Consider the following 22,821-nt stretch of genomic DNA (forward strand, 5'->3'; position numbering starts at 1 on the left):
CGGCGGTCAGGTGGATTGTCATTGAAGATTGACGAACATGCCGCCGTCGACGAGCAGCGAGGCGCCGGTGACATAGGCCGCCATGTCGGACGCGAGGAAGGCGACGCAGGTCGCGACGTCCCCGGGCTGGCCGATGCGGCCGAGCGGGATGCGCTTGCTGAAATAGGCAAGCTTCTCCTCATCCTCGAGGTCCTCGCGGTTGAGGTCCGTCAGGATCGCGCCCGGCATCACCGAGTTGCAGCGGATGCCATGGGGGCCGAGCGCGATGGCGGTGGACTGCATCAGCGAATGCAGGCCGGCCTTGGTCGGCGTATAATGCGTCTGCATGCCGCCGCCGACGAGCGCCGAGATCGAGCTCGTGGCGACGATGGCGCCGCCCGTGCCCTGCGCCTTCATCCGGTTGGCCGCCGCCTGGCAGATGTAGAAAGCCCCCTCGAGATTGACCGCGACGGTGCGCTGCAGGATCTCCGGCGGCATGTCGAGGAAACCGTGGAACGGGCAGATGCCGGCATTGGAGGACAGAACATCGACGCCACCGAACGCCGTCACCGCCGCATCGACCAGTTTCGCGGCCGTGGCCGGCTCGCCGATATTGCCTTCGACGGGCACGCATCTGCGGCCGAGCGCCTCGACCTCGGCAACGACGCCGTCGACCGCCGAAGCCCTGCCGTAGCCGCTGTCGTTCTCGCCGAAATAGCCGAGAACCACATCCGCACCCTGCCGGGCGAACTCCACGACGATGGCGCTGCCGATGCCGCGCGATCCGCCGGTGACGATGGCTCTTTTGCCTTCGAGAAGCATGGTCGGCTCTCCCTAGATGGCACGCGGCGCAAAGCCGGCTTCCAGCACCGGCATCAGCAGGTCTTCGATATCGGCGACATCGACCCGCGCCGGTTTCGGCTCGCGCCCCGGAAAGCCGACGGCCGCGCGCACGTCCGGCGACAGGAAGTAGATGGCCGCGATGGTCTCGCAGAAGGTGTCGTAGGTCGCCGGATCCGCCGCCTTCAGCGTAAGCAGCGCCGGGCGCGGCGGCGCATCGCCGACGGCGGCGATGACCTTGCGCAGCACGGTGACCAAGCCGGGGGCATAGGCCAGCGCCTGCTCCAGAAGCGCGCCGGCAATGCCCGCCTCGCTGGCGGACAGATGACCGGGAGCCGGCGGGATGAGGGTATCGGAAAGCCCTTCGAGACGGCTGCGTTCGGCCTGGGTCAACGGTTCGGTGCTCATGACGCCATCCTCTGGCTTGCCCGGTTCGCAACGACATGGGCGGCGCTCCACGAAGCGAAGGCGGCGATGGTGGCGGTCGGGTTGACGCCGGCCGAGGTCGGCCAAACGCTGCCGTCGACGATGAAGAGATTGGCAACGTCATGGGCCCGGCCGTAACGGTCGACCACGCTGTCTTTCGGGTCGTCGCCCATCTTCGCCGTGCCGAGGATGTGCCAGCCGGATTCGCGGCTTTGCGGCGCGGTCACGGTACGGTAGGCACCCGCCTCGATCAGCGATTCCCGCGCCCGCTCGACCATGAACTTCAGCATGCGCCGGGAGTTCTCGCCCGTCTTGTAGTGGATTTTCACGCCCGGCATGCCGGTGTCGTCCGGCGCCGCCTCGTCGAGCTCCACGCGGTTCTCCGTGTCCGGCAGGTCCTCGCAGATGATGCCCCACGAGACCGACCGGCCGAAGCGGCGGGCGAACTCCTCGTGGAAGGTCTCGCCCCAGAGCTGGTTCTCGTCCCCCCAGGGCCAGCGGCGGGCGATCTGGGCCGGGCTGCCGGTCGGTTGCAGGCTCCATTTCGAGCCGCGCACGAAGTCGCGGTCCTTCGATGTCTCGTAGAACTGCAGCGTGTAGGCGACCTGCCCCCAGGCGCCGCGATAGCTTTCGAGCGGCTGGTCGAACAGGCCGACGACCGCGGCGGTGGGATGCAGCATCAGCCGCTTGCCGACGAGGCCGGAACTGTTGGCGATGCCATCTTCCTTGCCGGGCACGCGGCTGGAAAGCAGCAGGCGCGGCGTGCCGATGCCGTTGGCCGCGATGACGACGATGGCGGCCTTGGCGAGATGCTCCCTGCCCGTCGTACGGTCGATATAGACGGCACCCCGCGCCAGCCCCTTCCGGTCGAGCTCGATGCGGATGACGCGGGCATTCGTCACGAGGCGCACGCCCTGGCTGATGAGGGCCGGCCAGTGCGTGCGGTCGGTCGAGGCCTTCGCCTTCTCCACGCAGCCCCACATGCAGGCGGTGCGCTGCTGGCACGGCTCCATGCCGTTGCGGGGCACGGTGGCGATGGCGTTGGTGCCGGGCCACCAGTGCCAGCCGAGCCTGTTCTGCGCGGCGGCGACGAGGCGGCCCGCCCTGGTCAGGTCCACCGGCGGCAGCAGCTCGTCCTGTCCGGGATACATCGGATCGCCTGCGACGCCCGACACCACGAATTCACGCTCGGTGCGCGCGTAGTGCGGCATCAGGTCCTCGTAGGAGATCGGCCAGTCATCGGCGACGCCGTCGAGCGTGCGCACGCGGAAATCGCTCGGCAGGTTGCGCATCCAGTTCGCCGCCCAGGAGATGGACGATCCGCCGACACCGTTCCAGTAGAGCGGGATGATATCGGAATCCTCGACGGCGATGGGGTAGTCGCCGGATTTTTCGCGCTTGGTCGGCACATATTGCCAGTCGCGCGAGGCGGTCAGTTCGAAGCCGGGCTTGTCCGAGATCGCCTTGGAGTAGTCGACCCAGTCGCCCTGCTCGAGACAGACGACGCGCATGCCTGCCTCCGCGGCACGCTTGGCGAAGACCGCGCCCGAGGGGCCGGAGCCGACCACCAGCACGTCGCAATCGATGGGTTTCAGCGTCTCGGCCATGTCTTACGCACCCTTGCGGTTGCGCCGCGCGCCGTAGCGGGAGGCGAGGATGTTCAGCAGCACGGCCGCCACGATGATGACGCCGCTGACGACGGGCTGCAGGTAGGAGTTGACGCCCATCAACACGAGGCCGTTGCCGATCAGCGAGATGACGAAGATGCCGAGCAGCGTGCCGAGGATGGAGCCGCGCCCGCCGGAAAGCGCCGTGCCGCCGACCACGACGGCCGAGATGACGCTGAATTCGAGCCCGCTGCGCGAGACACTGGCATCGCCGACGCCGTTCCGCGCGGTGAGCAGGATCGCGGTGACCGCGGCGAGCACGCCGGCGATGACGAACAGCGCCACGCGGATGTTCCGGACCTTGATGCCCGCCAGATGCGCGGCGCTGGCATTGCCGCCGATGGCGAAGATGGAGCGGCCGAATGCCGTCTTGCGGCTGATGAAGACGAAGACGCCGAAGAGGACGAACATGACAAGCGCCGAGATCGGCAGGCCGAACAGCTCGCCGCCCAGCCAGTCGAGAAAATCGTTCGCCGGAATGGTGACGGGGACGGAGTCGGTGAAATAGAGCGCCAGCCCGCCCAGCGCGCTCCAGAGGCCGAGGGTGCCGATGAAGGACGGCACGTCGAACACGGCCCGCAGGATGCCGGGTATCGCGCCGAGCGCCCCGCCGATGACCAGCGTCGAGAGGAAGGCCATGACCATGGGCATGTCGTCGGACTTCAGCAGGAAGGCGAAACAGACCGACAGGAAGGCCACCATGGGCCCGACGCTGATGTCGATCTCGCCCGCCACGATGATCAGCGTCGCACCCCAGGCGGCGATACCGAAGGTCGCCGCATCGCGCAGGATCGACACCTGGTTGCGGAAGGTCAGGAAGTTGTTGGCGTAGAGATAGAAGGCGAGATAGAGCAGCGCGATCACGACCAATAGGCCGATCTCGTTCATGCGCTGGAAATCGAGGCGGCGCTGCGGCCTTGCGGCCGCCCGTGCGGCAGTGGCGTCAGTCATGGTCCGTTCCATTTCGATGGTCCCGACCGGCAGGGTCGGGCACTTGGCCAGCGATGCTGGCGGTCATCAGGTCGTCGGTGCTGATACCGGGCGCGGTGAAGGTCTTCACGATGCGGCCCTCGCGCAGCACCAGCACCCGGTCGCAGACCCGGGGCAGTTCCTCGATCTCGCTGGAGACGAAGACGATGCTCCGGCCTTCGGCCGCGAGCTTGCGGATGATGGCGTAGATCTGGCTCTTGGCCTCGACGTCGACGCCGCGCGTCGGCTCGTCGAGCAGGAGCAGGCGCGAGCCGGCATAGACCCAGCGGCCGATCACGATCTTCTGCTGGTTACCGCCCGACAGCGTGCCGATCGGCGTCGTCGTCTCCGGCGCCTTCACGCTCATGCGCTCGACGATCCCGCGTGTCGCGGCCGCAACCCGCCGGGCCGACAGGACCCCATAGGATGTCACGGCACTGGCGTCGGTCATCACCGTGTTCTCGTCGATGCCGAGCAGCGGCACGATGCCGTCGTCCTTGCGGCTTTCCGGCGTCATGCCGAGCCCGCGCTTCAGCATGCCGGCCCAGCTCTCGCCGGTGACGTCGACACCATCGAGGCTCACGCTGCCGGCATCGGCCCGCTCCAGGCCGGCGATGATGCGCAGAAGCTCCGTCCGGCCCGAACCGAGCAGGCCGGCAATGCCGAGCACCTCGCCCTGCCTCAGATCGAAGCTGATATCCTGGAGCTTCGGCCGATAGCTGACATTGCGGACGGACAGCAGTGTCTTTCCGGCCGCACGGGGCGTCACGAGGTCGTCCTTCTTCTCGTCATGGCCGAGCATCATGCGCACGATGTCCCGCGTGTCGGCCGCGCCGATATCGAGCGTCGAGACGATGTGGCCGTCGCGCATCACGCTTGCCGTGTCGGCGATCTCGCGGATCTCCTTCATGCGGTGGCTGACATAGATCAGCGCGACCCCGCGCTCGCGCATGCGGCGGACCGCCGCGAACACCTGCTCCACCTCCGCCGCCGCCAGCGAACTCGTCGGTTCGTCGAGGATCACCAGCTTCGGCGCGCCCATCGTGGCGCGGGCGATTTCGACGAGCTGGCGCTCGGCGGGGCTGAGCGCGGCGATCACGGTCGCCGGATCGAGGAAGAGACCAAGATTTTCCAGCGCCTCGGCGGTGCGCCGGCGCATCTCGCGATGGTCGAGCACACCCCACCGGCGCGGCCAGGCACCGAGGAACATGTTCTCCGCGATGCTGATATCGCGCACCAGGCTGAGTTCCTGGTAGACGGACCGCACGCCAAGCGCCGAGGCCTGACGCGTCCGGTTCTCGCCGGACTGGTCGAGGGCCTCGCTGGCCAGCGTCACGGTTCCCTCGTCAGGCGTCTCGGCGCCGGTGAGCAGCCGGATCAGCGTCGACTTGCCGGCGCCGTTCTTGCCGAGCAGGGCGCGCACCTCGCCCGGCCGCACGGCGAAATCGACACGGTCCAGCGCAACGACGCCGGCATAGCGCTTCACGGCGCCCGAAATGCCGGCAATGGGCTGAACCGGTTGCTGCAATGGAGCTGGTGCTGCCATAGGGTCATTCGTTTCGAGAAAGGGAGCGTCGGCGTGTCGCCGACAGGAAGGAACGTGCCGGCCGGAACGCGACCGGCACGCTCGAACGGAAAGGCTACCGCCTCACGGCAGGCCGTCCGGATGGGCCGCAAGCCAGGCTTTCGCCTCGTCGGCGCTGGTGTAGAGGTCGATCGGGTTCGGCACGATCAACGCGCCCTGCGGCTCCTTCTCGATCGCCTTCACCGCCTGCTGCAAGGCGAGCTTGCCGAGCGCCTGGCCCGAGACGTCCACGGTGCCGCGCATCACGTCGCCGGCGATGATCTCCTGCGCGATCTCGGTTGTCATGTCGGAGCCGTAGGCCATGATCTTTCCGGCATTGCCGGTATTGCGGATCGCCTTGGCCGCGCCGAGCGCCGCACCGCCGGATTCGCCCCACAGGGCATCGAGGTCCGGATTGGCGGTGATGATCTTCTCGCCCGTCGAGATGGCCTTGTCGAGGATCGTCGCCTCCTGGTTGGAGACAATCTTGAAGCCCGGCACCTTCTCGCCGAGTGCCTTCTCGAACCCGAGCCGGCGCTGCACGCAGACATCGACGAATTCGCAGTTGAGAATGCCGATCTTCGGCTCGGTCTTGCCTGCCTTGACGAAATCGTCCGCCGCGACCTGACCGATCTTGTAGCCGAACTGGAAGGGATCGCCGACCGCGTAGGCGTAGACGTATTCCTTCATGTCCTTTTCGTTGAGACAGGTGTTGTAGCACACGATCGGTATGCCGGCCTCATGCGCCCGCCTGATCGCGCGTACCGACCCGTCCGGCGACACCGCCGAAAGGATGATCGCCTCCACGCCGGCCGAGACCAACCGGTCGATGAAGGACGCTTCCTTGCCCACGTCGCCGCCGGCATTCGTTTCGATGATCTGGACATTCTTGCCGAGCTCGGCGCCGCCGACCTGAACGCCCTTGCGGACGCCGGCGTAGAAACCCTGCGCGTCCAGATAGATCGCGCCGACGGTCAGTTCATTGTCCTGCGCGAAGGCAGAACCGTTCTGCATGACGGCCGCCAGCGCAAGCGCTGCGACGGTCGTGGTGAGTCTCCTCAACAAATCGAATTCCTCCCTGATGACGCTCCTCCATCGGCGCAGCAGCATCATCGGCAGAAACGCGAAAGTTGTCAACCGGTAATCTTGTAAGCTAAGTTTACAAAACGACTAAAAGGCGGCCGGCGCCCCGTTCCGCCTGCGGGTCTTCTCGGTGCCGACACGGTGCATGGCGTCGTAGGTCGTGCGGTTGATGGAACTCAGATGGGCCTGCATGGCGGCAGCGGCGGCTTCCGGATCGCGCGTAGCGAGCGCCTCGACGATCGCCTCGTGCTCGGCCGCGCTGCGGTCCAGCACGCCCGGCGTTTCGGAGGCGACACGGCGGTATTCCATGCCGAGCTGGTAAAGGCTGCGCGCCACCACCTCCATGAAAGGATTGCCGGCGATCGTCATGATCTGCTCGTGGAACTCGAGATCGAGCACCCGGAAGCCGACGGGATCCTTCGTCAGGCCGTAGCCGGCGGTCACCATTTCCCGCAATCGGGCAAGCGTCGCGTCATCGACGAGCGCGGCACCGAGCCGGATCAGCCCCACCTCGATGATCAGCCGCGCCTCATAGAGCGCGTTCACATTGCTCTCATCGAGCGCGATGACGAACTGGAGCGGCGCAAGAAGCCGGGAGACTTCGAGGCTGGTCACGTAGCAGCGCCCGCCCTGGCGGCTTTCCACGACACCCATGATCGAGAGCCCGCGCAGCGCCTCGCGCACGACGGGACGGCTGACCTGCAGCGCGCGCGCCAGGTCGTTTTCGGACGGCAGCACGTCGCCGGCCTTCAGGTTGCCGGACCGTATCAGTTCGAGCAGTTGGTTGGCGACCCGCTCGGCCGCCGCCGGCGCACGCTCCAGCGGCGTGATCTGTCCCAGCTCTTGCATTGAATTCTCCACGTTTGCAGGCACGGCCGAACGGCCGATACGAAGGTGGAGACTACAACGCGGCTCCAAAACCTGCAAACTTGTCTGGCAAGACGTCAGCAACCATTCGGTTTTCACGCTTGCCGGTCACATCAGGCGCAACGTCGCCCGGCGCTGCGCCGCGCCCTTTTCCCTGGTCACGGCGTCGAACGCCCCGAAGCCCTCGTCAAGGCGCTTCACGAGCTCCGGTGGCGACAGTACGGGCGAAAGCGCACGGCCCTCGCCCAACACAATGTTCATTTGGCGAAGACGCTTCAGGTCGTCGGTGCTGTCGATGCCCTGCGCGACGATGGCGGCCGACATCTGGCGCGCCAGAACCGCAAGGCCCGCAACGACGCCGCGGCTGCGTTCCGACCGGCTGACCTCCTCGACGAGCGCGCGGTCCAGCTTGAGCGTGCCGAAATCCAGATTGGCGAGCCTGTTGCGCCGATCGATGGCCCTGCCGATATCCTTCGTGGCGAAGGCGACGCCCGCATCCCGCAGGTGCCGGATGCTCGCGAGATAGGTCTCGCCATAGTCCGGTTTCGCGGCGCGCCGCAGCTCCAGCTGAAGGCGGCCGCGCTCGATGGAGAATTCATCGAGGAGGCGGCACAGATGGCCCGCGAAGGTCGGCTGCGACAACAGGTTTTCCGGGATATCGAGGTAGAGTGTGGGAATCCGCTGCAGAACACGAGGGCCAAGTGCGCGGAATGCCTTGCCGAGGATGCCTGCGGAGAGTTCGAGGGCGAGATTGCCGTCCTCCGCGATCGCCCTGATCTCCGCCGGCGCGATCACGCCATAGGTTTTGTCGGTCCAGGCGGGCCGGACCTCCACTGCTCGCAACGCGAACGTCCTGAGGTCCAGGATCGGCCGGAAGACGACATCGACCGCACCGCGGCGCACCGCCTCCGACAGCGCCTTCTCCAGCCGGACCTTTCGCTCGTGGTCGACCAGCATGGGCGGGGCAAACGGCCGGACGCAGTTCCGGCCGGCGGACTTGGCAGCGTAGAGGGCAAGGTCCGCATTGCGCATGAGGGCGTCGGTCGCCTCGCCCGCGCTGAGATCCCGCATATGGGAGAAGCCCGCGCTTGCCGAGACCTGGACGATGTTCTTCGCAAGGACCGCAGGCCTGGCGATCCGGTTGACGGCCCTCTCCGCATAGGACGAGGCCTCTTCGGGGCCGCCGACGAGGAGCACGGCGAACTCGTCCCCGCCAAAGCGGAACGAGGCCGCGGCCTGGTCCTTGTGGGTCGCGACGAGGATGGACGCGACATGCTTCAGCAGCGTGTCGCCCATGGCATGGCCGAGTGTGTCGTTGACCTGCTTGAAGCCGTCGAGATCGAAATAGATGACGGAGAAATCCGCCTGCGGAACGGCATCCAGCTCCTTCAGCAGATTCTCGAAACAGGCGCGGTTGCCGATCCCGGTCAGATGATCCGTGAAGAGCAGCTGGCGGTTTTCGGCAATGCTGCGGCCGAGGCGCTGGTTGAGGCGGCGGGTGAGATACAGCTCCGTCAGCACGTAGATCACGGCGCCGACGCCGAGGACGACATAGGCGATCTGGATTCGCTTCAACGTCGTCACGCTCTTGAGGTGGGTTTCGACCGCCTTGTTCATGCGCTTGCGGCGCGCCTTGTTGGCATCGTCGCTGAAGGCGATGATCCGTTCGCGGTATCGTCGCGCGAAAGCCCCGACGTCCCGATAGCTTTCGGGCTTTCCCTGCCGGAGCGTCGCGGCCGCCTGCTCCAGCGCCGGCATCGCCGACAGCAGCTCCGTGATCAAGGCCTCATCGAGCGCTTCGTCCTCCTGGATCCGCCGGTAGGACTTGGTCGAAAGGACATCCACCCGCGACCAGAAGAGATCGAGCGCCAGCCCGACCTCCTTTTGCGTCCGCCGCGCTTCGCCCTCGGCAAAGGCCTCCGCCTTGCTGAAGAAGGTCGTGGCTTCGAGCTCGAGCCGGCTCGCCTCCTCCAGTCTGGCGGAGAAATAGAGCCGGTTGTTGATCCCGTCGGCGATGCCCGCCAGGCCGAGATAGCAGACCGGCAGCATGATGACGAAGAGCGCCAGGATGATGGGGAAGCGTACCAGCGGCAGCTTGCCGAGAAGGGTTCGCAATGCCGTCATTGTGCCACGAGTTCTTTCAACTGCCAGACGCTGCGGGATTCGTAGAGCGGGTCGGCAAGGGCGGGATTGTCCGTTGCCGGATAGACGATCCACGCCGGGCCCTTGTCGCGCACGGTGAGAGCCTTGCCGTCGACCTCGACCGCGGCGATGGCCCCGTGGGCCTTAAAGTCTTCCGCCGGCACTTCGATCTCGTAGTTGTCGAGCGCGACGGCCATGTAGTTCGCCGCGTCAATGCCCGCCTCGTCGAGCAGCTTTTGGATCAACGGCCCCTTCACCTCGTGGACAGCCCCGTCCGTGCCCGGCAGGATGGTCCGGTAGGTGACGCTTCCCACCCTGGCCATCATGTCCGCGGTCACGTCCAGGGTCCTGGCGCTGTCGGCGGTGCGGATCGTGAAGAGCGGATCGGCAAGGGCCGGTACGGCGCCGAGCGCGACGGTGATGGCGAGGCCTGCTGCGATTTTGGAAAGAATGGACATTTCGATCTCCGTTGGTGGGGTGAAGGTCAGGCAGGGCGGCGCGCGGCTTGGCGGCGGCCTGCAAAGTTGCGTCGGCGAGGTTTTGGAAACTCGGCGGGTTCATTTTGCGATCGGCGGGAAACGGCCGTTCCGGCAAAGGTCGCGTCGATGTAGCCCGGCACGGCATCGGCGGGCAGCGGACGCGAATAGTAGTAGCCCTGGACAAGGCCGCAATCGAGCTCGCGCAGCGTGTCCAGCTCCTCGACGGTCTCCACGCCCTCGATCACGCAGTTGATCTTCATGTAGCGGCAAAGGGCGATCACCGATTTGACGATCTTGTAGCCGGTGGCGCTCTCGTTGATGTTGGTGACGAAGCTTCGATCGACCTTGATCTTGTCGAGCGGGAGCCGGTTGACTTGCCAGAGCGTGGAATAGCCCGTGCCGAAGTCGTCGAGCGAGATACCGGCCCCCATGGCTCTCAGGACGGTGACGGCCTCCACAAGCTGATCGAAGTCGCCGACGACGGCCGTTTCCGTGATCTCGAAATCGATGCGCCCGGGATCGACGCCGCTTCGGTTGAGGATCGCGACCAGTCGCAGCACACTGTCCGAGGAACAGATGTCCTGCATGGAGAGATTGAAGGAGAGCCTGAGCCAGGCCGGCCAGGTCGCCGCGACGGCGAGCGCCTTGGCGAGCAGCACGCAGGTGAGCCGATTGGCGAGACCCGCGCGCTCGGCGACAACGATGAACTCGTCCGGCCGGACCGGCCCCAGGTCCTGGCTGTCCCAGCGGGCCAGCGCCTCGAAGCCGATCGGCAGGCCGGAGCGGACGTCCACGATCGGCTGGAAGGCAAGCGTCAGCTCCGCATCGAGGTCGGTCGTCTGCATCGCCTGCTCCAGGATCGAGTGCCGCCGGATTGCATCCTGGTGGTCCATCGTGAAGAGCGTCACGCGCCCGCGCCGGTGGTTTCGCTTCGCGTGGACCAGCGCATATTGCGCGGCCTCGTGGATCGAGCGGGCGCAGCCCGCAACGGTCCCCGACGAGGACAGCCCCATCGTGGCCGAGATGCGGGCCTCGACGCCGCCGATCGGATAGGGAACGGCGAGCGAGGCGCAAATTTCCTCGCACTCGGCCAGAACGGCGGCGACGCCATTGCGCGGCCGCTGCCAGACGAGCCCGAATTCATCGCCCCCCAGCCGGAAGACCATGAAGTCGATATCGTCTTTGCTCCCGAGACGTCGGGCAGCCTCCATCAGGACGTGATCGCCGCCCTGGTTGCCGAAGGCATCGTTGACGGCGCGGAACCCGTCGAGGTTGACGACCGCGATGAAGAGTTCCGCATGCCTTGCGTTCACGCTGGAAAGGGCGGCATCGATCGCGGCGAGGAAATTGTGCCGGTTGGGAAGCCCGGTCAGCGCGTCGTGATTGGCGAGCCACCTGTTTTCGGCGGCCAGGTCCTCGATTTCCGCCTGCTTCAGGCGCTGGCGCCGGCGCTCGCGAATGAGGCTCGCAAAATCGTTGTAGTGCGTGCCGAGGATCGCCAGCATCGCCATCGATACCAGGAAGATGTTGACGGCAACCGCGATGGAGGCCTGCGTGCCGGTCGAGACGAGGAAGACGACGAAGGGGATGTTGACGATGACGGCCGCGCACAGGGCGGCCAGAGGCAGGTGGATCAGGCAGAAGACGCAGCCGACCACCGTAATGCCGATGAAGAATGCCACCTGCCCCTGGGTGAACGCCGTCCCGTAGCTGTAGAGCGCCAGTCCCCATGCAAGGAAAGCGGCGGCGAGGAGGCCCGCCAGAACGGTCGTCGCCCTGAGCGAGCGGCTGGCCTCGGAAAACGATGGCTCGGCCTGCGAACGGCGCCACCACCGCAGCAGGCGCGCAACGCAAAGCCCCGTGAGGATGACGGGTATGTGCAGGGTCAGCGGCACGGGTGCACTTCCATGGTGGGAAAGCGCCACCATCCAGGCATTCGACAGCAGGATGACGTAGAGAAGCGGGATCTGCTTCGTCAGCGACTTGTATTGCGCGACGACCAGTTCCTCGCGATCGCGCGGATCCTGCTCTGATGCGAATACACGGAATAGCGGGCCTATCATTCTCGTGAACCTCCGCGGTGCAGCCGGCTCGGCGCGCCGCAAGAAAAATATCTGTCCCCTCCGGCACAGGGGGTTGCCGGAGGGGTGCAGCTCTCAGAACTCTTCCCAGGTGCCCGGATGGACGGCGAGAGCATTCGCGCCGTGCATGCGCGGGAGCGAGCGAGGCTGGGGGCGTGGGGCAGGCATGTCCTTGACGGCGGCCGACGCTCCCGCGCGGCGCTGGCCGCGAAGCGCGAAGTGCGAGATGAGGTCCCGCAGTTTCAGCGCTTCCTCGGCGAGCGTCGCACCGGCGGCGTTGGTCTCCTCGACCATGGCCGCATTTTTCTGGGTCACCTGGTCCATCTGGTTGACGGCGGTGTTGACCTCGGCGAGGCCGACCGACTGTTCCTTCGCGGCGGTGGCGATGGCGTCCATGTGCTGGTTGATCGAGCCGACATATTCCTCGATCGTCCGGAGCGCCTGGCCGGCTTCACGGACCAGTTCGACGCCGCTCTTGACCTCGGCCGTCGAGTTCCCGATCAGGCCCTTGATCTCCTTGGCGGCATTCGCCGAGCGCTGCGCGAGTTCGCGCACTTCCTGCGCCACGACGGCAAAGCCCTTACCCGCCTCTCCGGCGCGCGCAGCCTCCACGCCGGCATTGAGCGCCAGAAGGTTTGTCTGGAAAGCGATGTCGTCGATCACGCCGATGATGTTTGAGATCTGGCCCGACGAGTGCTCGATGCGCCGCATCGCGTCCTCGGCATTGGCGACGACCGTGCCGGATTTCGCGGCGCTGACATTGGCCTGGGTCGCGACCTGCCGCGCCTCTTCCGTGCGCCTGGCCGAACTCGTCACATTGGCGGTGATCTGCTCCAGCGCAGCGGCGGTCTGTTCGAGGGAGGCGGCCTGCTGCTCGGTCCGCTTGGAAAGATCGTCGGCGCTGGTGCTGATCTCGCCGGTGCCCAGCGAGATCGTCTCGGCACTGCGCGCGACGGCGCCGAGTGCGTTCGCCAGCTGGCCGATCGTCGCATTCAGATCGTGCCGCAGCGGCTCGAAGTCCTGGTGGAAGGGTTCGGCCAGTTCGAAGGAGAGGTCACCCTTCGCCAGACGGCGAAGCGCGTTGGCAAGGCCACTGGTCGCCTGGTCGAGGCGCTCCTGCGCAGCCGCATCGGCCTCCACCTGGATGCGAAGCCGTTCCGCCTCCGCACCATCGCGCTGGCGCTCGGCCTCCTGCTCGAGCATAACCTTGGCAAGGGCAGCCTGGCGGAAGCCTTCAAGCGAGGTCGCCATGTCGCCGATCTCGTCGCGGCGATCCTGCCCCGCCACGGTCTCGCTCAATTGCTGGCCGGAAATCCGGTCCATGGCGCTCCGCAGGAACAGGATCCCGCCGATGACCCGCACGAAGACGGTAACGCCGAAGACGCCGAGGATCGCCCCGAGAAGCGCGGTGGAGACGATGACGGCGGTCCAGTAGAACGCGGCCGTCGATTCCGCCGCATGGATCGCCGCCTTCAGCCGCGTTTCGAGGGCGACGTAGAATTCGTCGGCCGGCTGCATGATGTTGGCCTTCAGCTTGTGATAGTCCTGCGAATTGAGCATCGCGATGGCGCGCGCCCGGGACGCGGCACTGGTGCGTTCGTTGATGTCGTCGACCAGCGCCATGGCCTCGACCTCCAGCTTGACCAGCCCGTCCGAGCGCTTCTTTGCCTCGTCCAGCAGCGCGAACTCTTCCTTGGTAAAACCGGCCTGCTTCATCAGGTCGCCGATCGAAACCGCTTCACCGGACGGCTGCGGCTCGGCGATGCCGCCAGCGACGAAATCCCAATAGATACGGTGATAGTCGGCCGGACGCGGCGCCTTGCCGTCCCGGATCGCGAGCACGCGGTTGTACTGATCCTTGAAATCGGGGTTACCCGTCGCGGCATAGGTGCGGACAAGCCGCGTCAGATCGTCCGAGGACTGCCGGACCTCATCGGCCAACAGATAGGAGCGATACTGCGAGACATGGGCGGCCTTCACCTGCGTCTCGGCTTTCCCATAGAGCCAGAGCGAGAGGATGAGGCCGGCCGCCACGACGATCGTGGCGGCTGAGGAGATGATGAAGAACTGCTTGATGCGCATCGGGATGGCTCCGGAAATGAGCGACATGCCCGCAATCGTTCGATCGACAGCGACCGACCTTGCGAGGCCAACCGAGCCTCGTCATGAGACAAGTTGTCATTGGAGCGGGAGCTCATTCCCGCCGGATTCCATACGCGCCGGGCATCGGAGCAAGCTGCTCTGGACGCTTGCCATGCACGCCGACTGGGCGTGGTTGCTCGTTGCGCAGAGCCGGACTATGAGTATTCCAAATTAATGGTTAGTAAAAAATCAGCAACTTGACCGCAATATTGCGCCTTTATCGTAAATTATCTTAGATACACGGGGAGTATCTTAAGATACACCTCAAGTATCACTTGTTCGAACATTCAATTTTAACTCATTATTAATCAAGAGAAGCGACAACATATCTTGAATAAATACAAATAAACGCAAGATTCGAGGTTAAAGATGTCGAACGTTATTGTATTTCCTGAAAAGACCAATGCCGACCTCGCAAAGGATTCGGGCAAAGACATTCTCAAGTTGATGGGAACCCTGGCGCAGGAACTGGAGGCCGTTCGCGACAATCTGCGTCGGCAGGTCATCACGGCGGGAAGCAAATGCAATTCCGCCGACGCGGCCAAGCGGTAGACGTCGGCCTCTATTGGATCTCTAGGCCGGCCTTCCGCAGGCCGTCGGCCAAACGCTCGGTCAGTTGCGGGCTGGCGCGCCGGTTTGCGGCATCCTTCGGGAAATCCCTGGCGTAGTTGGGCCGGATCTTCAGCAGCTCGTCGCGGGCCGTCCGCGCGTTCTCCGCATCGCCCAGCTGGCCATAGGCGGCGGTCTTCAGGACCTCGTAGAGATAGTCGCTTCCCTGGCGGCCTTTTTCCAGAAGCTCGATGACCTCCCGGTCTCGACCTTCCGTATAGGCACTGAAGGCAAGGGACATGTACGCCGCCGAGCTCGACGCAGCGCCGGCGGCGATGCCTTCCTTGACGAGGTTGCGCCCCTCCTCTTCCTCACCGACCGTCGCCAGGCGAAGGCCGAAACGGACCTTGATGTCGGGATCGCCCGGATAGCGTTGCAGCAGGGTCGATGCTATCGATTTGAACGTGGCGACGTCGCCGGTGCTGAATGCGATATAGGCAAGGGCCTCCTGCGTGAGGAAATTCTGGGGCGCCAGTTCCCGCGCCCGCGCGGCGGCGACCGTCGCCTTTGCAATATAGGGAGCCGGGTCCTCGCCCTTCGAGACGGCATAGGTGCTCAGGCGATAGTTGCTGTAGGCGAGCATGGCCCAGCCGTCTGCGAAATTCGGCGACGAACTGAGCGTTCTATCGAGACAATCCACCGTCTGTTGCTGCGTTTCCTCGCCGTAGACGAACAGGATGCGGCGGGCATTGGAGAAGCACCTTGTCAGTTCGTTCGAATTCACCACACGCGACTGCAGGATGGGCACTGCGCCATCGAGCCCGAGCACCTTCGAGGCAACGAGGCTTGCGACCTGCTGCGGCGTTCCCGCCCCATTCTTCGCCGCCGTCTGGCTTGCGGCCCACAGGACGATACCCGTTTCAGGATCGACCAGCCGCCAGGACACGGTGAGGTCGCCCGCCCCTTCGCGCAGCGTGGTCTGCAACTCGTAGTCCGATGACATCACCCCTTCGCCGGGAGACGGCCGGTTCCGATCGGAATCGACAATGGCCGCGCCGCCGACATTCGACAGCGTTGCCACCAGGACGTCGCCCGCCTCCGCCGCGAGCGCCTGGGCGTCTCCCGCGGCGGCCAGAACCTTGATCGGCTGAACGAAGATACGAGGCATGTAACCCGCCTCATCGCGCGTGCGCCCCATCGTCAGCCAGGCGCCGAGAGCAAGAAGCGCCAGGACGCCGCCGATTGCACCGAGGCCGATCAGCGCAGAGGCGCGCGAGAATACGGGGCGGTGTTCGTCTTTCGCCGGCCCGCCGGGCTCGCGCGCATATTCCGACCGCTTCCCACCGCGATGAACGAATTCAGGCGTATAGCTGCCCTTCGCGATGCGGATCTCGACGTCGTCCGTTCGCGTGTCATCGGCAAAATAGGCCAAAAGCGCCGCCCGCAGGCGGCTGACGGTCGTTCGTACGATGGGATCGTCGACGGCATTGAAATCGTCCGTCCGGTTGAACAGCGCCGCGGCGATGGCCTCCGCCGTGATCCTCGTATCGGGCTGCTCGATGACCTGTGTAACGAGATACGTCAGAAGACCGGTCATGCGGTCCGACTTGCGGAAGGGATCCGTCGCCGTTATCGCCGCGACTGTTCGCCAGATCTGCTCTGCCGATGGCTTCTGCATGTTTGCCATATGATACTTGCGCTGCCTCCCCCAAGGCGCGACGCAAGAGCGCCGCTTATTAGGCCCTTCGTATATCCCGAATCGACCCGTTTTGCACGCAAGCGGGACGCGATCCCGCCCCACCGCGCCGGCGAGGACGCGGAAGGAGCCGCCCATAGCCCGGACACACGCCATGGCTGCAGACGACGAAGCGAACGAACGCGAGGAGCCAGAGCAGGCTTTGGAAATCGAGCGTGCGCCGCCTTTTCGCCACCGCCCGGCGGACATCCACGGGTTGTCTCCTGCAAAACATGCCCTGAGTGCCGGAAGCCGCCGATCCGATAAATGCGGTGCGTATCATTGATACGACGCTTCGTATCGTTACGCCAACACAAGTATCATTCAGGAACTTCCATAATTCCAGCGTAGCATAAATAGTCAATCTCATTCCGCCAGACACTCGATGAACGCTTAATTTACCCTCAAATCAAGAAAATCCTCCCACATTTACATTCGGGGGATTCCCATGTCCATCAAGTTCAAGCTCCTCGGAGCCATTGCCATACTCAGCGCCATCGCGATCGGCCTTGCGCTCCATGTCCGGGGCATTCTCCAGGAAACCTCCGTCACGCTCGACAGCGTCTATACGGATCGCATCCTGCCGCTGAAGGACCTCAAGGTGATCTCGGATGCCTATGCCGTGGCCATCGTCGACGCCGCGCACAAGGCGAACCATGGCGCCATCACCACGGAGGACGGCCTCGCGTCGCTGAACAACGCCACGGCCTCGATCAACACGCACTGGCGGGCCTACACGGGTACGGAGCTCACGATAGAGGAGGCCAGCCTCGTCTCGAGCGCACAGCAAAAGCTGGCAGCCGCCGATGCATCGGTGGGCCGCCTCAAAGACATTCTCCAGTCCGCAAACCGTGTTGCCCTCGATGACTTCATTCAGAAGGAGCTTTACCGGAGCATCGATCCGGTAACCGCCACGATCTCGATCCTTTCGGACCTGCAGGTCAAGCAGGCGGAAACCATTCTCCTCGACAAGAAAGCCTCCTTCGAGCGATTGGAGACCATCGGCTCCATCGTCATCGGCTCCGTCCTGGTCATCGCGCTGGCCTTCTTCATTTTTACCTCACGCCACATCGTTCGCCCGCTCTCAGGGCAGATTGCCGCCATGCGCCGGCTCATCGATGGAGACCTGACGGATGACGGGAGCCCCCATGACCGGAAGGACGAAATTGGCGAGATGGCGCGCGCCATCGCGACGTTCCGGCAGGCGGCGCGCCGCAATCACCAGCTTGAACAGGAAGCTGGCGAAGCGCGCCAGCGCGCCGAGGCGGAGCGGATGGCGATGCAGGAGGAGGCCGAGCACCGCGCGAAGGACATGATCCGGCAGGCCAATTCGGAGCTTGCAAGCGGCCTGAAGAGGCTCGCGGAGGGCGACCTCGCCTTCAGCCTGGAAACCCCTTTCTCCGCGGAATTCGAAGCCCTGCGCCACGATCTCAACAGCGCCGTCGGGCAGCTCGGGCGGACGCTCGCCTCCGTTTCCGAGGCGATCGTATCGATCGGCAGCGGCACGCAGGAGATCAGCCGCGGGGCCGACGATCTCTCGCGCCGGACCGAGCGCCAGGCCGCGGCCCTCGAACAGACGGCGGCCGCGCTCGATGAAATCACGGCGAATGTCACGAGCGCGTCGCGCAGGGCCGACGAGGCGCGTGCCGTTGCCGCACAGGCGAACGAAAACGCCCAGAAGTCCCATGCCGTGGTCGTCGATGCCGTCGATGCGATGCGGCGGATCGAGGAGTCCTCCAACCGCATCTCCAGCATCATCGGCGTCATCGACGAGATCGCCTTCCAGACCAATCTCCTGGCGCTCAACGCGGGCGTCGAGGCCGCGCGGGCGGGCGAGGCCGGCAAGGGCTTCGCCGTCGTCGCCCAGGAAGTCCGGGAACTGGCGCAGCGTTCGGCCGGCGCCGCCAAGGAGATCAAGGGATTGATCCAGACCTCCAGCGGCGAGGTCGAAGGCGGCGTGAAACTCGTGAGCGCGACCGGCGGGGCCCTGAAGGACATCAGCGAATATGTCGCGACGATCAACCATCATGTCGATGCCATCGCCATGTCCGCCAGGGAGCAGTCGATCGGCCTGCAGGAGGTCAATTCGGCGGTCAACCAGATGGACCAGGTCACGCAGGAGAACGCCGCGATGGTCGAGGAGACCAATGCGGCATCGGCGACGCTTGCAGATGATGCGGCCCGGTTGAGGGAGATGGTCGGGCAGTTCCGCCTGTCCAGGACCTGCGATGCCGGACGCGAGGTCCATGGCCTTCGCTCTATTGCCTCGGCAATGGCGGCGCCGGCGGTCACGGCGCAAGGCGCCAGGCTGGCGGCAAACGGCTGGCAGGAATTCTGATCCCCTGCCGCTCTCTCAGCCCGACACCATTCCAACTTTGTCACCCCGGGAGCAGACCTTGGTTAAGCGATCCAGCCTGATGACGCGCATTCTGACCGACATCTCCTATGCGGCCGTCACGGCATTTGCATGTTTCTCGTTCTACATCGACGGGCTCCAGAGCCGCGCGATCGACGACGCCGTTCGCTCGAGCATCCGGCAGACCGGGCGACAGGCAGCTGACGGCGTCGCCGGCTGGCTCGAAAGCCGGATGCTGCTCACGCAGGCGGCCCAGGAGATCAAGAGCCTGATCAACAGCTCGACATCCGAAGTCGACAATGGCGTGCGGCCGGTCGAGCAGACCGGCGACGCGCTGCGGGCGATCGGAACCGAGATCGGCCAGATCAACGCGCACATGGAAGCAATCGCCGTCTCTGCCCGCGAGCAGACCGTCGGCCTTGCCGAGGTCAACACGGCGGTCAGCCAGATGGAGCAGGTCACCCGGCAGAACACCGAGATGGTGAAGGACACGAACGCGGCAACCTCGACGCTTGCGCAGGAAGCGTCGCGCCTGCGACAGCTTCTGAGCCACTTCCGCCTCGCGAACAGCACCACATTGCGCGCGGTCGCCGCCGGCACGTAGACAATAGGGGCCAAGGCCGGAGGGGAATCCCTCCTCCAGTCTTCGGGGGCATTCGATGCCCTTGATTCCTTTTCGATAACGCCGCCGGCCGGTTGGCTTGCCGGCAACTGCTTCGGCCCTTGCCCTTCAGTCCGCGCTCCTCACCGGAGCCATTGCCCCGGCGAACCGACACACGCGGAAACGCTGCCAACATTCACGCCTATCAAGCGGCCTGCCAAACGATCATCGAGGCCTTTCGGCCGCCCCGGAACCGGGCGACGCTCGTCCTTTACGCTGCCTCCCGAGGAAAAGGAGGTACCGGCATGAGCCCGGTTAAATCTCTTGCGCCTTGCTTGCCCCCTCGCCATGCCGGCGGATTGGTGTTGCAAACGCGCTGACGGCGGAGGCCTACTGGCCCCCGTGAGCTTTTTTGTCGGCGGCCAAGCAAAGAGAACGCCGCCGACGTCCTGCTCAACCAGTCAACGACGATTCCCCGGCTCGATTCGGGCGGACGCGCCGGATTGAAGGGACAGAAACGAGCGGCCGCATGACGACGGAACGCGGCGACGAGCACTATCGAACGTGTCCGGACAAATGCAGCCCCAAGGCAAAGGGACTGCGCCCGGATCACCCGGAAAATACCGTTGCGTTGATGAACCGCGGACGGATGAATTTCCGATTGTGGAAATGCACGGTTTCGATGCCGAAGATCGATGACAGCATGGTGTAGATGGTGCCCGTCTCGATGAGGATCACGCTGTCCTGATCGGAAAGCGCGGGAATTTCGTCGAGATAGAGGCCCGCCGGCGCAAGCAGGTCTGCCCGCCCCATCTGAACCGACCAATCCGCCGTATATCGCCCTTCCCTGTTGGCAATGCTGGTCAGCCTCAGGGCGTTCGGCACATTCGCCGTCTCCGACAATTCGCCAAAGACGGCATAGAGCCGCTTCGCGTAGCCCCCATCCAGAGCGGTTTCGCGCGAGACCATGTCCGCCACGATCAGGCTCGCCTGCTCCAGTCGCGCATTGGACCGGTACATGTCGAACACGGCCAGGCATCCGAGCAGCAGGAGCAGAATGACGGGAGCGACGATGGCAAACTCGACGGCCGCGGCGCCGGTCTTGTCATGCAGGATACGCATTGCATCTCATCCGGGTTCGTTGACGAAGGCAAACAGCGAGGTCAGCCGGACCTCGCCGGTCTCGCTGTGTGGCATGGCAAATCCGAATTTCAGGCCGGGCGACCACGGCGCCAGCATGTAGCAGGCGCGGACATAGACCATCTGCGCACGCCGCCCGGGATTGAACGCGGTCGCCGGCGCGATCGGCACCTTTCGATCGACGCAAGGAGCATCCGCGGCAGGAAAGTCGCTCTCCCGGTCTATCGGCGTGAATTCGAGCCGAAGGGCCGTCTCGCAATCCGCAAGGATGATCGCCTCGCGACAGACACGCGCGCGCACCTCTTCGTATGTCGGATCTGCAAGGCTGCCGATCTGCAGCGACCGGGACGCGACCGCCAGCCCCCGGTCCAGCATGATCGACTGCGTGATGATCCAGCCGGCCTCCAGGGTGGCGAAGATCAGCAGCAATGTGACGGGCGCGAGAATGGCGAACTCGATTGCGGCGGCGCCATCACGGCTTTGCAGCAGGCTTTTGGTCATCCGACCATGTTTGATGTTCGTCCGGCTCATTGGGTGAGCCTCAGCTTGCGTATGCTGCCCGATATGGACTTGAACGCCTCGGCGATCTGCAGGCCTTTAACCGAGAAGTAGTGCGCGCGGCTTGTCGCGCAACGCGCCATCTGCTCGTGGGCGATGCCCTCGACCTCGAAGCCGATCGTGAAGACGACGACGCCCTTCTCCTTTGCAAGGTCGCAGACGCGGTAAAGCTGCTCGACGGCGGTGGCTTTGTTGGTGATGTACTTGTTGTCCGGCGGAAGGTCGGGAGAGCGATAGGGATCCTTGGGACGGTATTGCCCCATGACCTCGCCGTCGGTCATCAGCACGATGACCTTCAGGGTCGATTCGTCTTCGAACTTTGCCGGCCGGTTTGCGAATGCCTTCGGCATGAGGCCGCCGGCAATGGCCGCATTGGTGATCGCGATCCCTGTCGGATCGAGCAGCATGAGTCCCCATTGCATTCCGAACTGCGTTCCCGTTCCCCCGTGCCGCTCGAGCTTGTCGATGCGCGCCTTCAGATACGACGCGTCATTGGAATGGTAGGTGATCGTGGTCTCGCCGACGGGACACCACCATGGCTGCAGGTCCGTCCGCCCGAAGTACTCGTCCGTGAAGTGCGCGATCTGCTGCCGGTTCTTGAAGCTGGGCGTCAGGTTCCCGAAGCGCTCGGCGGAAAACTCGAAGCATGAGGAATAGTCGTGGAAGCGCCCGCCGGGGTTGAGCTTGTCGAAGACGGCAGCGCCGGCGCTCACCTGGCCCGCGAAGGGAACGATGCTGAGCGAGGTGTAGGCCCTGGTCTCCTTAGTCAGCAGCGCTTCCACGAACTGTCTGGCGGCCACCTTCAGGTTCCCCAGGCGGTTGTTCTCGCCCATCGAGCCCGAGACATCCAGGATCAGGGAAAGTTCGAGATTTTGCCGCGCCTCGGTGGCCGATGCCACGACCTCGATGCGCATCGTGTCTATGCCCGCGAGCGGAAGGAAGGCGGTCTTCATCACGTAGCTCGCAGACGCTGCGATCTCGCGCGCTGTCGACTTGACGATCGAGGAGCCGATCGTGATGGTCACGTCATCGGCGTAGGGCAGGGTCTTGAAGTAGTCGCGGAGCGTCTTTTCCGTTTCCTGTCTCTGCGAGAGCGAGGCGGCTGCGAGCACCCCGCGGTCAAGGCTGCCCTGCAACTCGCGCCGAATAAGCTCGCGGTGCGCGAGGTCGATACCGGCTCCTGCCATAAGAGCCATAACGGAAAGACAGATCGCGAACATGATCGCGACGTTGCCCGTGGCATCATTCAGAATACTGCGTTTCATTCCGTCGTCCTTGCACCCGCACCCGTGACAGCACGACGCCCATGGCACGATCGGTCGACCGTCCGGCCGGAAGTGGCCGTCGCCATGGATCGCTCACCGGATCGCCAACCGGGATCCGTTCCGCGCATGTCAGATGCAACGTTCTGATTGTGAGATCCGCGCCGCCGGCGCTAATCCGCCGCTGGCATCAGGACCGTCTATCCGCCAAGTTTTCCCTCAAACGGCCGTCGGGCCGATCGGAGCGAGACATCATGCTCGCAAAGGGGATGATCAGTGATCGCCCCCAGCATTGGCCTGGAATCTTATCAGGAAGTTAAAAATTGATATTTGCAAAAGATACGCAACGATACACGGAGTGTATCTTGAAATTTCGCCATA

General features: G+C 64.7%; 19 protein-coding genes. 4 read left to right on the top strand and 15 right to left on the bottom strand.

Going from position 1 to position 22,821, the window contains the following annotated elements:
* Nucleotides 1-18: 18 nt before the first annotated feature.
* The 11 genes from AABF56_RS16610 to AABF56_RS16660 form a co-directional block, all read right to left on the bottom strand.
* Complete coding sequence (locus tag AABF56_RS16610; protein WP_272806786.1) at nucleotides 19-801, bottom strand: SDR family NAD(P)-dependent oxidoreductase; 783 nt, start codon at nucleotides 799-801, stop codon at nucleotides 19-21.
* Nucleotides 802-813: 12 nt separating this feature from the next.
* On the bottom strand, nucleotides 814-1,227 hold the full coding sequence (locus AABF56_RS16615; RefSeq protein WP_272806787.1) for a hypothetical protein: 414 nt from the start codon (nucleotides 1,225-1,227) through the stop codon (nucleotides 814-816).
* Nucleotides 1,224-2,852, bottom strand: coding sequence for a GMC family oxidoreductase (locus AABF56_RS16620; RefSeq protein ID WP_272806788.1), 1,629 nt, complete (start codon nucleotides 2,850-2,852; stop codon nucleotides 1,224-1,226). Before AABF56_RS16620 ends, AABF56_RS16615 begins: the two co-directional genes overlap by 4 nt.
* 3 nt (nucleotides 2,853-2,855) lie before the next feature.
* Nucleotides 2,856-3,863, bottom strand: coding sequence for an ABC transporter permease (locus AABF56_RS16625; RefSeq protein WP_272806789.1), 1,008 nt, complete (start codon nucleotides 3,861-3,863; stop codon nucleotides 2,856-2,858).
* Nucleotides 3,856-5,427, bottom strand: coding sequence for a sugar ABC transporter ATP-binding protein (locus AABF56_RS16630; RefSeq protein ID WP_272806790.1), 1,572 nt, complete (start codon nucleotides 5,425-5,427; stop codon nucleotides 3,856-3,858). The genes AABF56_RS16625 and AABF56_RS16630 overlap by 8 nt, the downstream gene beginning before the upstream one ends.
* A gap of 102 nt (nucleotides 5,428-5,529) precedes the next feature.
* A complete protein-coding gene (locus AABF56_RS16635) occupies nucleotides 5,530-6,507 on the bottom strand; it encodes a substrate-binding domain-containing protein (protein ID WP_244769733.1) in 978 nt (325 codons plus the stop codon).
* 108 nt (nucleotides 6,508-6,615) lie between these two features.
* Complete coding sequence (locus AABF56_RS16640) at nucleotides 6,616-7,377, bottom strand: FadR/GntR family transcriptional regulator (RefSeq protein ID WP_272806791.1); 762 nt, start codon at nucleotides 7,375-7,377, stop codon at nucleotides 6,616-6,618.
* Between the two features lie 126 nt (nucleotides 7,378-7,503).
* Complete coding sequence (locus AABF56_RS16645; RefSeq protein ID WP_272806792.1) at nucleotides 7,504-9,519, bottom strand: GGDEF domain-containing protein; 2,016 nt, start codon at nucleotides 9,517-9,519, stop codon at nucleotides 7,504-7,506.
* Complete coding sequence (locus AABF56_RS16650) at nucleotides 9,516-9,995, bottom strand: hypothetical protein (RefSeq protein WP_244769730.1); 480 nt, start codon at nucleotides 9,993-9,995, stop codon at nucleotides 9,516-9,518. The genes AABF56_RS16645 and AABF56_RS16650 overlap by 4 nt, the downstream gene beginning before the upstream one ends.
* A gap of 26 nt (nucleotides 9,996-10,021) precedes the next feature.
* Nucleotides 10,022-12,079: a putative bifunctional diguanylate cyclase/phosphodiesterase gene (locus tag AABF56_RS16655; RefSeq protein WP_272806793.1), complete on the bottom strand. Its 2,058-nt coding sequence runs from the start codon at nucleotides 12,077-12,079 to the stop codon at nucleotides 10,022-10,024.
* Between the two features lie 93 nt (nucleotides 12,080-12,172).
* A complete protein-coding gene (locus AABF56_RS16660; protein ID WP_272806794.1) occupies nucleotides 12,173-14,206 on the bottom strand; it encodes a methyl-accepting chemotaxis protein in 2,034 nt (677 codons plus the stop codon).
* Between the two features lie 402 nt (nucleotides 14,207-14,608).
* Between AABF56_RS16660 and AABF56_RS16665 the strand changes: the two genes are divergently transcribed.
* Nucleotides 14,609-14,791 (top strand): hypothetical protein, encoded by a 183-nt coding sequence (locus AABF56_RS16665; protein ID WP_272806795.1) that lies wholly within the window; start codon nucleotides 14,609-14,611, stop codon nucleotides 14,789-14,791.
* Between the two features lie 10 nt (nucleotides 14,792-14,801).
* Here AABF56_RS16665 and AABF56_RS16670 read toward each other — a convergent pair whose 3' ends face one another.
* Complete coding sequence (locus AABF56_RS16670) at nucleotides 14,802-16,475, bottom strand: hypothetical protein (protein WP_272806796.1); 1,674 nt, start codon at nucleotides 16,473-16,475, stop codon at nucleotides 14,802-14,804.
* A gap of 163 nt (nucleotides 16,476-16,638) precedes the next feature.
* Here AABF56_RS16670 and AABF56_RS16675 point away from each other — a divergent pair, with 163 nt between their 5' ends.
* From AABF56_RS16675 to AABF56_RS16685, 3 genes are all read left to right on the top strand, one after another.
* Nucleotides 16,639-16,809: a hypothetical protein gene (locus AABF56_RS16675; protein WP_272806797.1), complete on the top strand. Its 171-nt coding sequence runs from the start codon at nucleotides 16,639-16,641 to the stop codon at nucleotides 16,807-16,809.
* A gap of 162 nt (nucleotides 16,810-16,971) precedes the next feature.
* On the top strand, nucleotides 16,972-18,861 hold the full coding sequence (locus tag AABF56_RS16680) for a methyl-accepting chemotaxis protein (RefSeq protein WP_272806798.1): 1,890 nt from the start codon (nucleotides 16,972-16,974) through the stop codon (nucleotides 18,859-18,861).
* A 58-nt stretch (nucleotides 18,862-18,919) separates the two neighbouring features.
* Entirely contained in the window at nucleotides 18,920-19,483 is a 564-nt protein-coding gene (locus tag AABF56_RS16685) for a methyl-accepting chemotaxis protein (RefSeq protein WP_272806799.1), read from the top strand.
* 606 nt (nucleotides 19,484-20,089) lie between these two features.
* Here AABF56_RS16685 and AABF56_RS16690 read toward each other — a convergent pair.
* Genes AABF56_RS16690 through AABF56_RS16700 form a run of 3 tightly spaced genes read right to left on the bottom strand, consistent with a single transcriptional unit; the run spans nucleotide 20,090 to nucleotide 22,443 of the window.
* A complete protein-coding gene (locus AABF56_RS16690; protein WP_272806800.1) occupies nucleotides 20,090-20,602 on the bottom strand; it encodes a TadE/TadG family type IV pilus assembly protein in 513 nt (170 codons plus the stop codon).
* A gap of 6 nt (nucleotides 20,603-20,608) precedes the next feature.
* Complete coding sequence (locus AABF56_RS16695; RefSeq protein WP_272806801.1) at nucleotides 20,609-21,121, bottom strand: TadE/TadG family type IV pilus assembly protein; 513 nt, start codon at nucleotides 21,119-21,121, stop codon at nucleotides 20,609-20,611.
* Nucleotides 21,122-21,147: 26 nt separating this feature from the next.
* Complete coding sequence (locus tag AABF56_RS16700) at nucleotides 21,148-22,443, bottom strand: TadE/TadG family type IV pilus assembly protein (protein ID WP_272806802.1); 1,296 nt, start codon at nucleotides 22,441-22,443, stop codon at nucleotides 21,148-21,150.
* Nucleotides 22,444-22,821 lie beyond the last annotated feature (378 nt).

The organism is Shinella sp. WSC3-e (genome assembly GCF_945994535.1).
In the GTDB taxonomy this organism is placed as follows: domain Bacteria; phylum Pseudomonadota; class Alphaproteobacteria; order Rhizobiales; family Rhizobiaceae; genus Shinella; species Shinella yambaruensis.

Excerpts from the sequence above, each read along its gene's own strand:
- AABF56_RS16610 (WP_272806786.1), bottom strand. The coding sequence starts at position 801 with ATGCTTCTCGAAGGCAAAAGAGCCATCGTCACCGGCGGATCGCGCGGC.
- AABF56_RS16615 (WP_272806787.1), bottom strand. The coding sequence starts at position 1,227 with ATGAGCACCGAACCGTTGACCCAGGCCGAACGCAGCCGTCTCGAAGGG.
- AABF56_RS16620 (WP_272806788.1), bottom strand. The coding sequence starts at position 2,852 with ATGGCCGAGACGCTGAAACCCATCGATTGCGACGTGCTGGTGGTCGGC.
- AABF56_RS16625 (WP_272806789.1), bottom strand. The coding sequence starts at position 3,863 with ATGACTGACGCCACTGCCGCACGGGCGGCCGCAAGGCCGCAGCGCCGC.
- AABF56_RS16630 (WP_272806790.1), bottom strand. The coding sequence starts at position 5,427 with ATGGCAGCACCAGCTCCATTGCAGCAACCGGTTCAGCCCATTGCCGGC.
- AABF56_RS16640 (WP_272806791.1), bottom strand. The coding sequence starts at position 7,377 with ATGCAAGAGCTGGGACAGATCACGCCGCTGGAGCGTGCGCCGGCGGCG.
- AABF56_RS16645 (WP_272806792.1), bottom strand. The coding sequence starts at position 9,519 with ATGACGGCATTGCGAACCCTTCTCGGCAAGCTGCCGCTGGTACGCTTC.
- AABF56_RS16650 (WP_244769730.1), bottom strand. The coding sequence starts at position 9,995 with ATGTCCATTCTTTCCAAAATCGCAGCAGGCCTCGCCATCACCGTCGCG.
- AABF56_RS16655 (WP_272806793.1), bottom strand. The coding sequence starts at position 12,079 with ATGATAGGCCCGCTATTCCGTGTATTCGCATCAGAGCAGGATCCGCGC.
- AABF56_RS16660 (WP_272806794.1), bottom strand. The coding sequence starts at position 14,206 with ATGTCGCTCATTTCCGGAGCCATCCCGATGCGCATCAAGCAGTTCTTC.
- AABF56_RS16665 (WP_272806795.1), top strand. The coding sequence starts at position 14,609 with ATGTCGAACGTTATTGTATTTCCTGAAAAGACCAATGCCGACCTCGCA.
- AABF56_RS16670 (WP_272806796.1), bottom strand. The coding sequence starts at position 16,475 with ATGGCAAACATGCAGAAGCCATCGGCAGAGCAGATCTGGCGAACAGTC.
- AABF56_RS16675 (WP_272806797.1), top strand. The coding sequence starts at position 16,639 with ATGGCTGCAGACGACGAAGCGAACGAACGCGAGGAGCCAGAGCAGGCT.
- AABF56_RS16680 (WP_272806798.1), top strand. The coding sequence starts at position 16,972 with ATGTCCATCAAGTTCAAGCTCCTCGGAGCCATTGCCATACTCAGCGCC.
- AABF56_RS16690 (WP_272806800.1), bottom strand. The coding sequence starts at position 20,602 with ATGCGTATCCTGCATGACAAGACCGGCGCCGCGGCCGTCGAGTTTGCC.
- AABF56_RS16695 (WP_272806801.1), bottom strand. The coding sequence starts at position 21,121 with ATGACCAAAAGCCTGCTGCAAAGCCGTGATGGCGCCGCCGCAATCGAG.
- AABF56_RS16700 (WP_272806802.1), bottom strand. The coding sequence starts at position 22,443 with ATGAAACGCAGTATTCTGAATGATGCCACGGGCAACGTCGCGATCATG.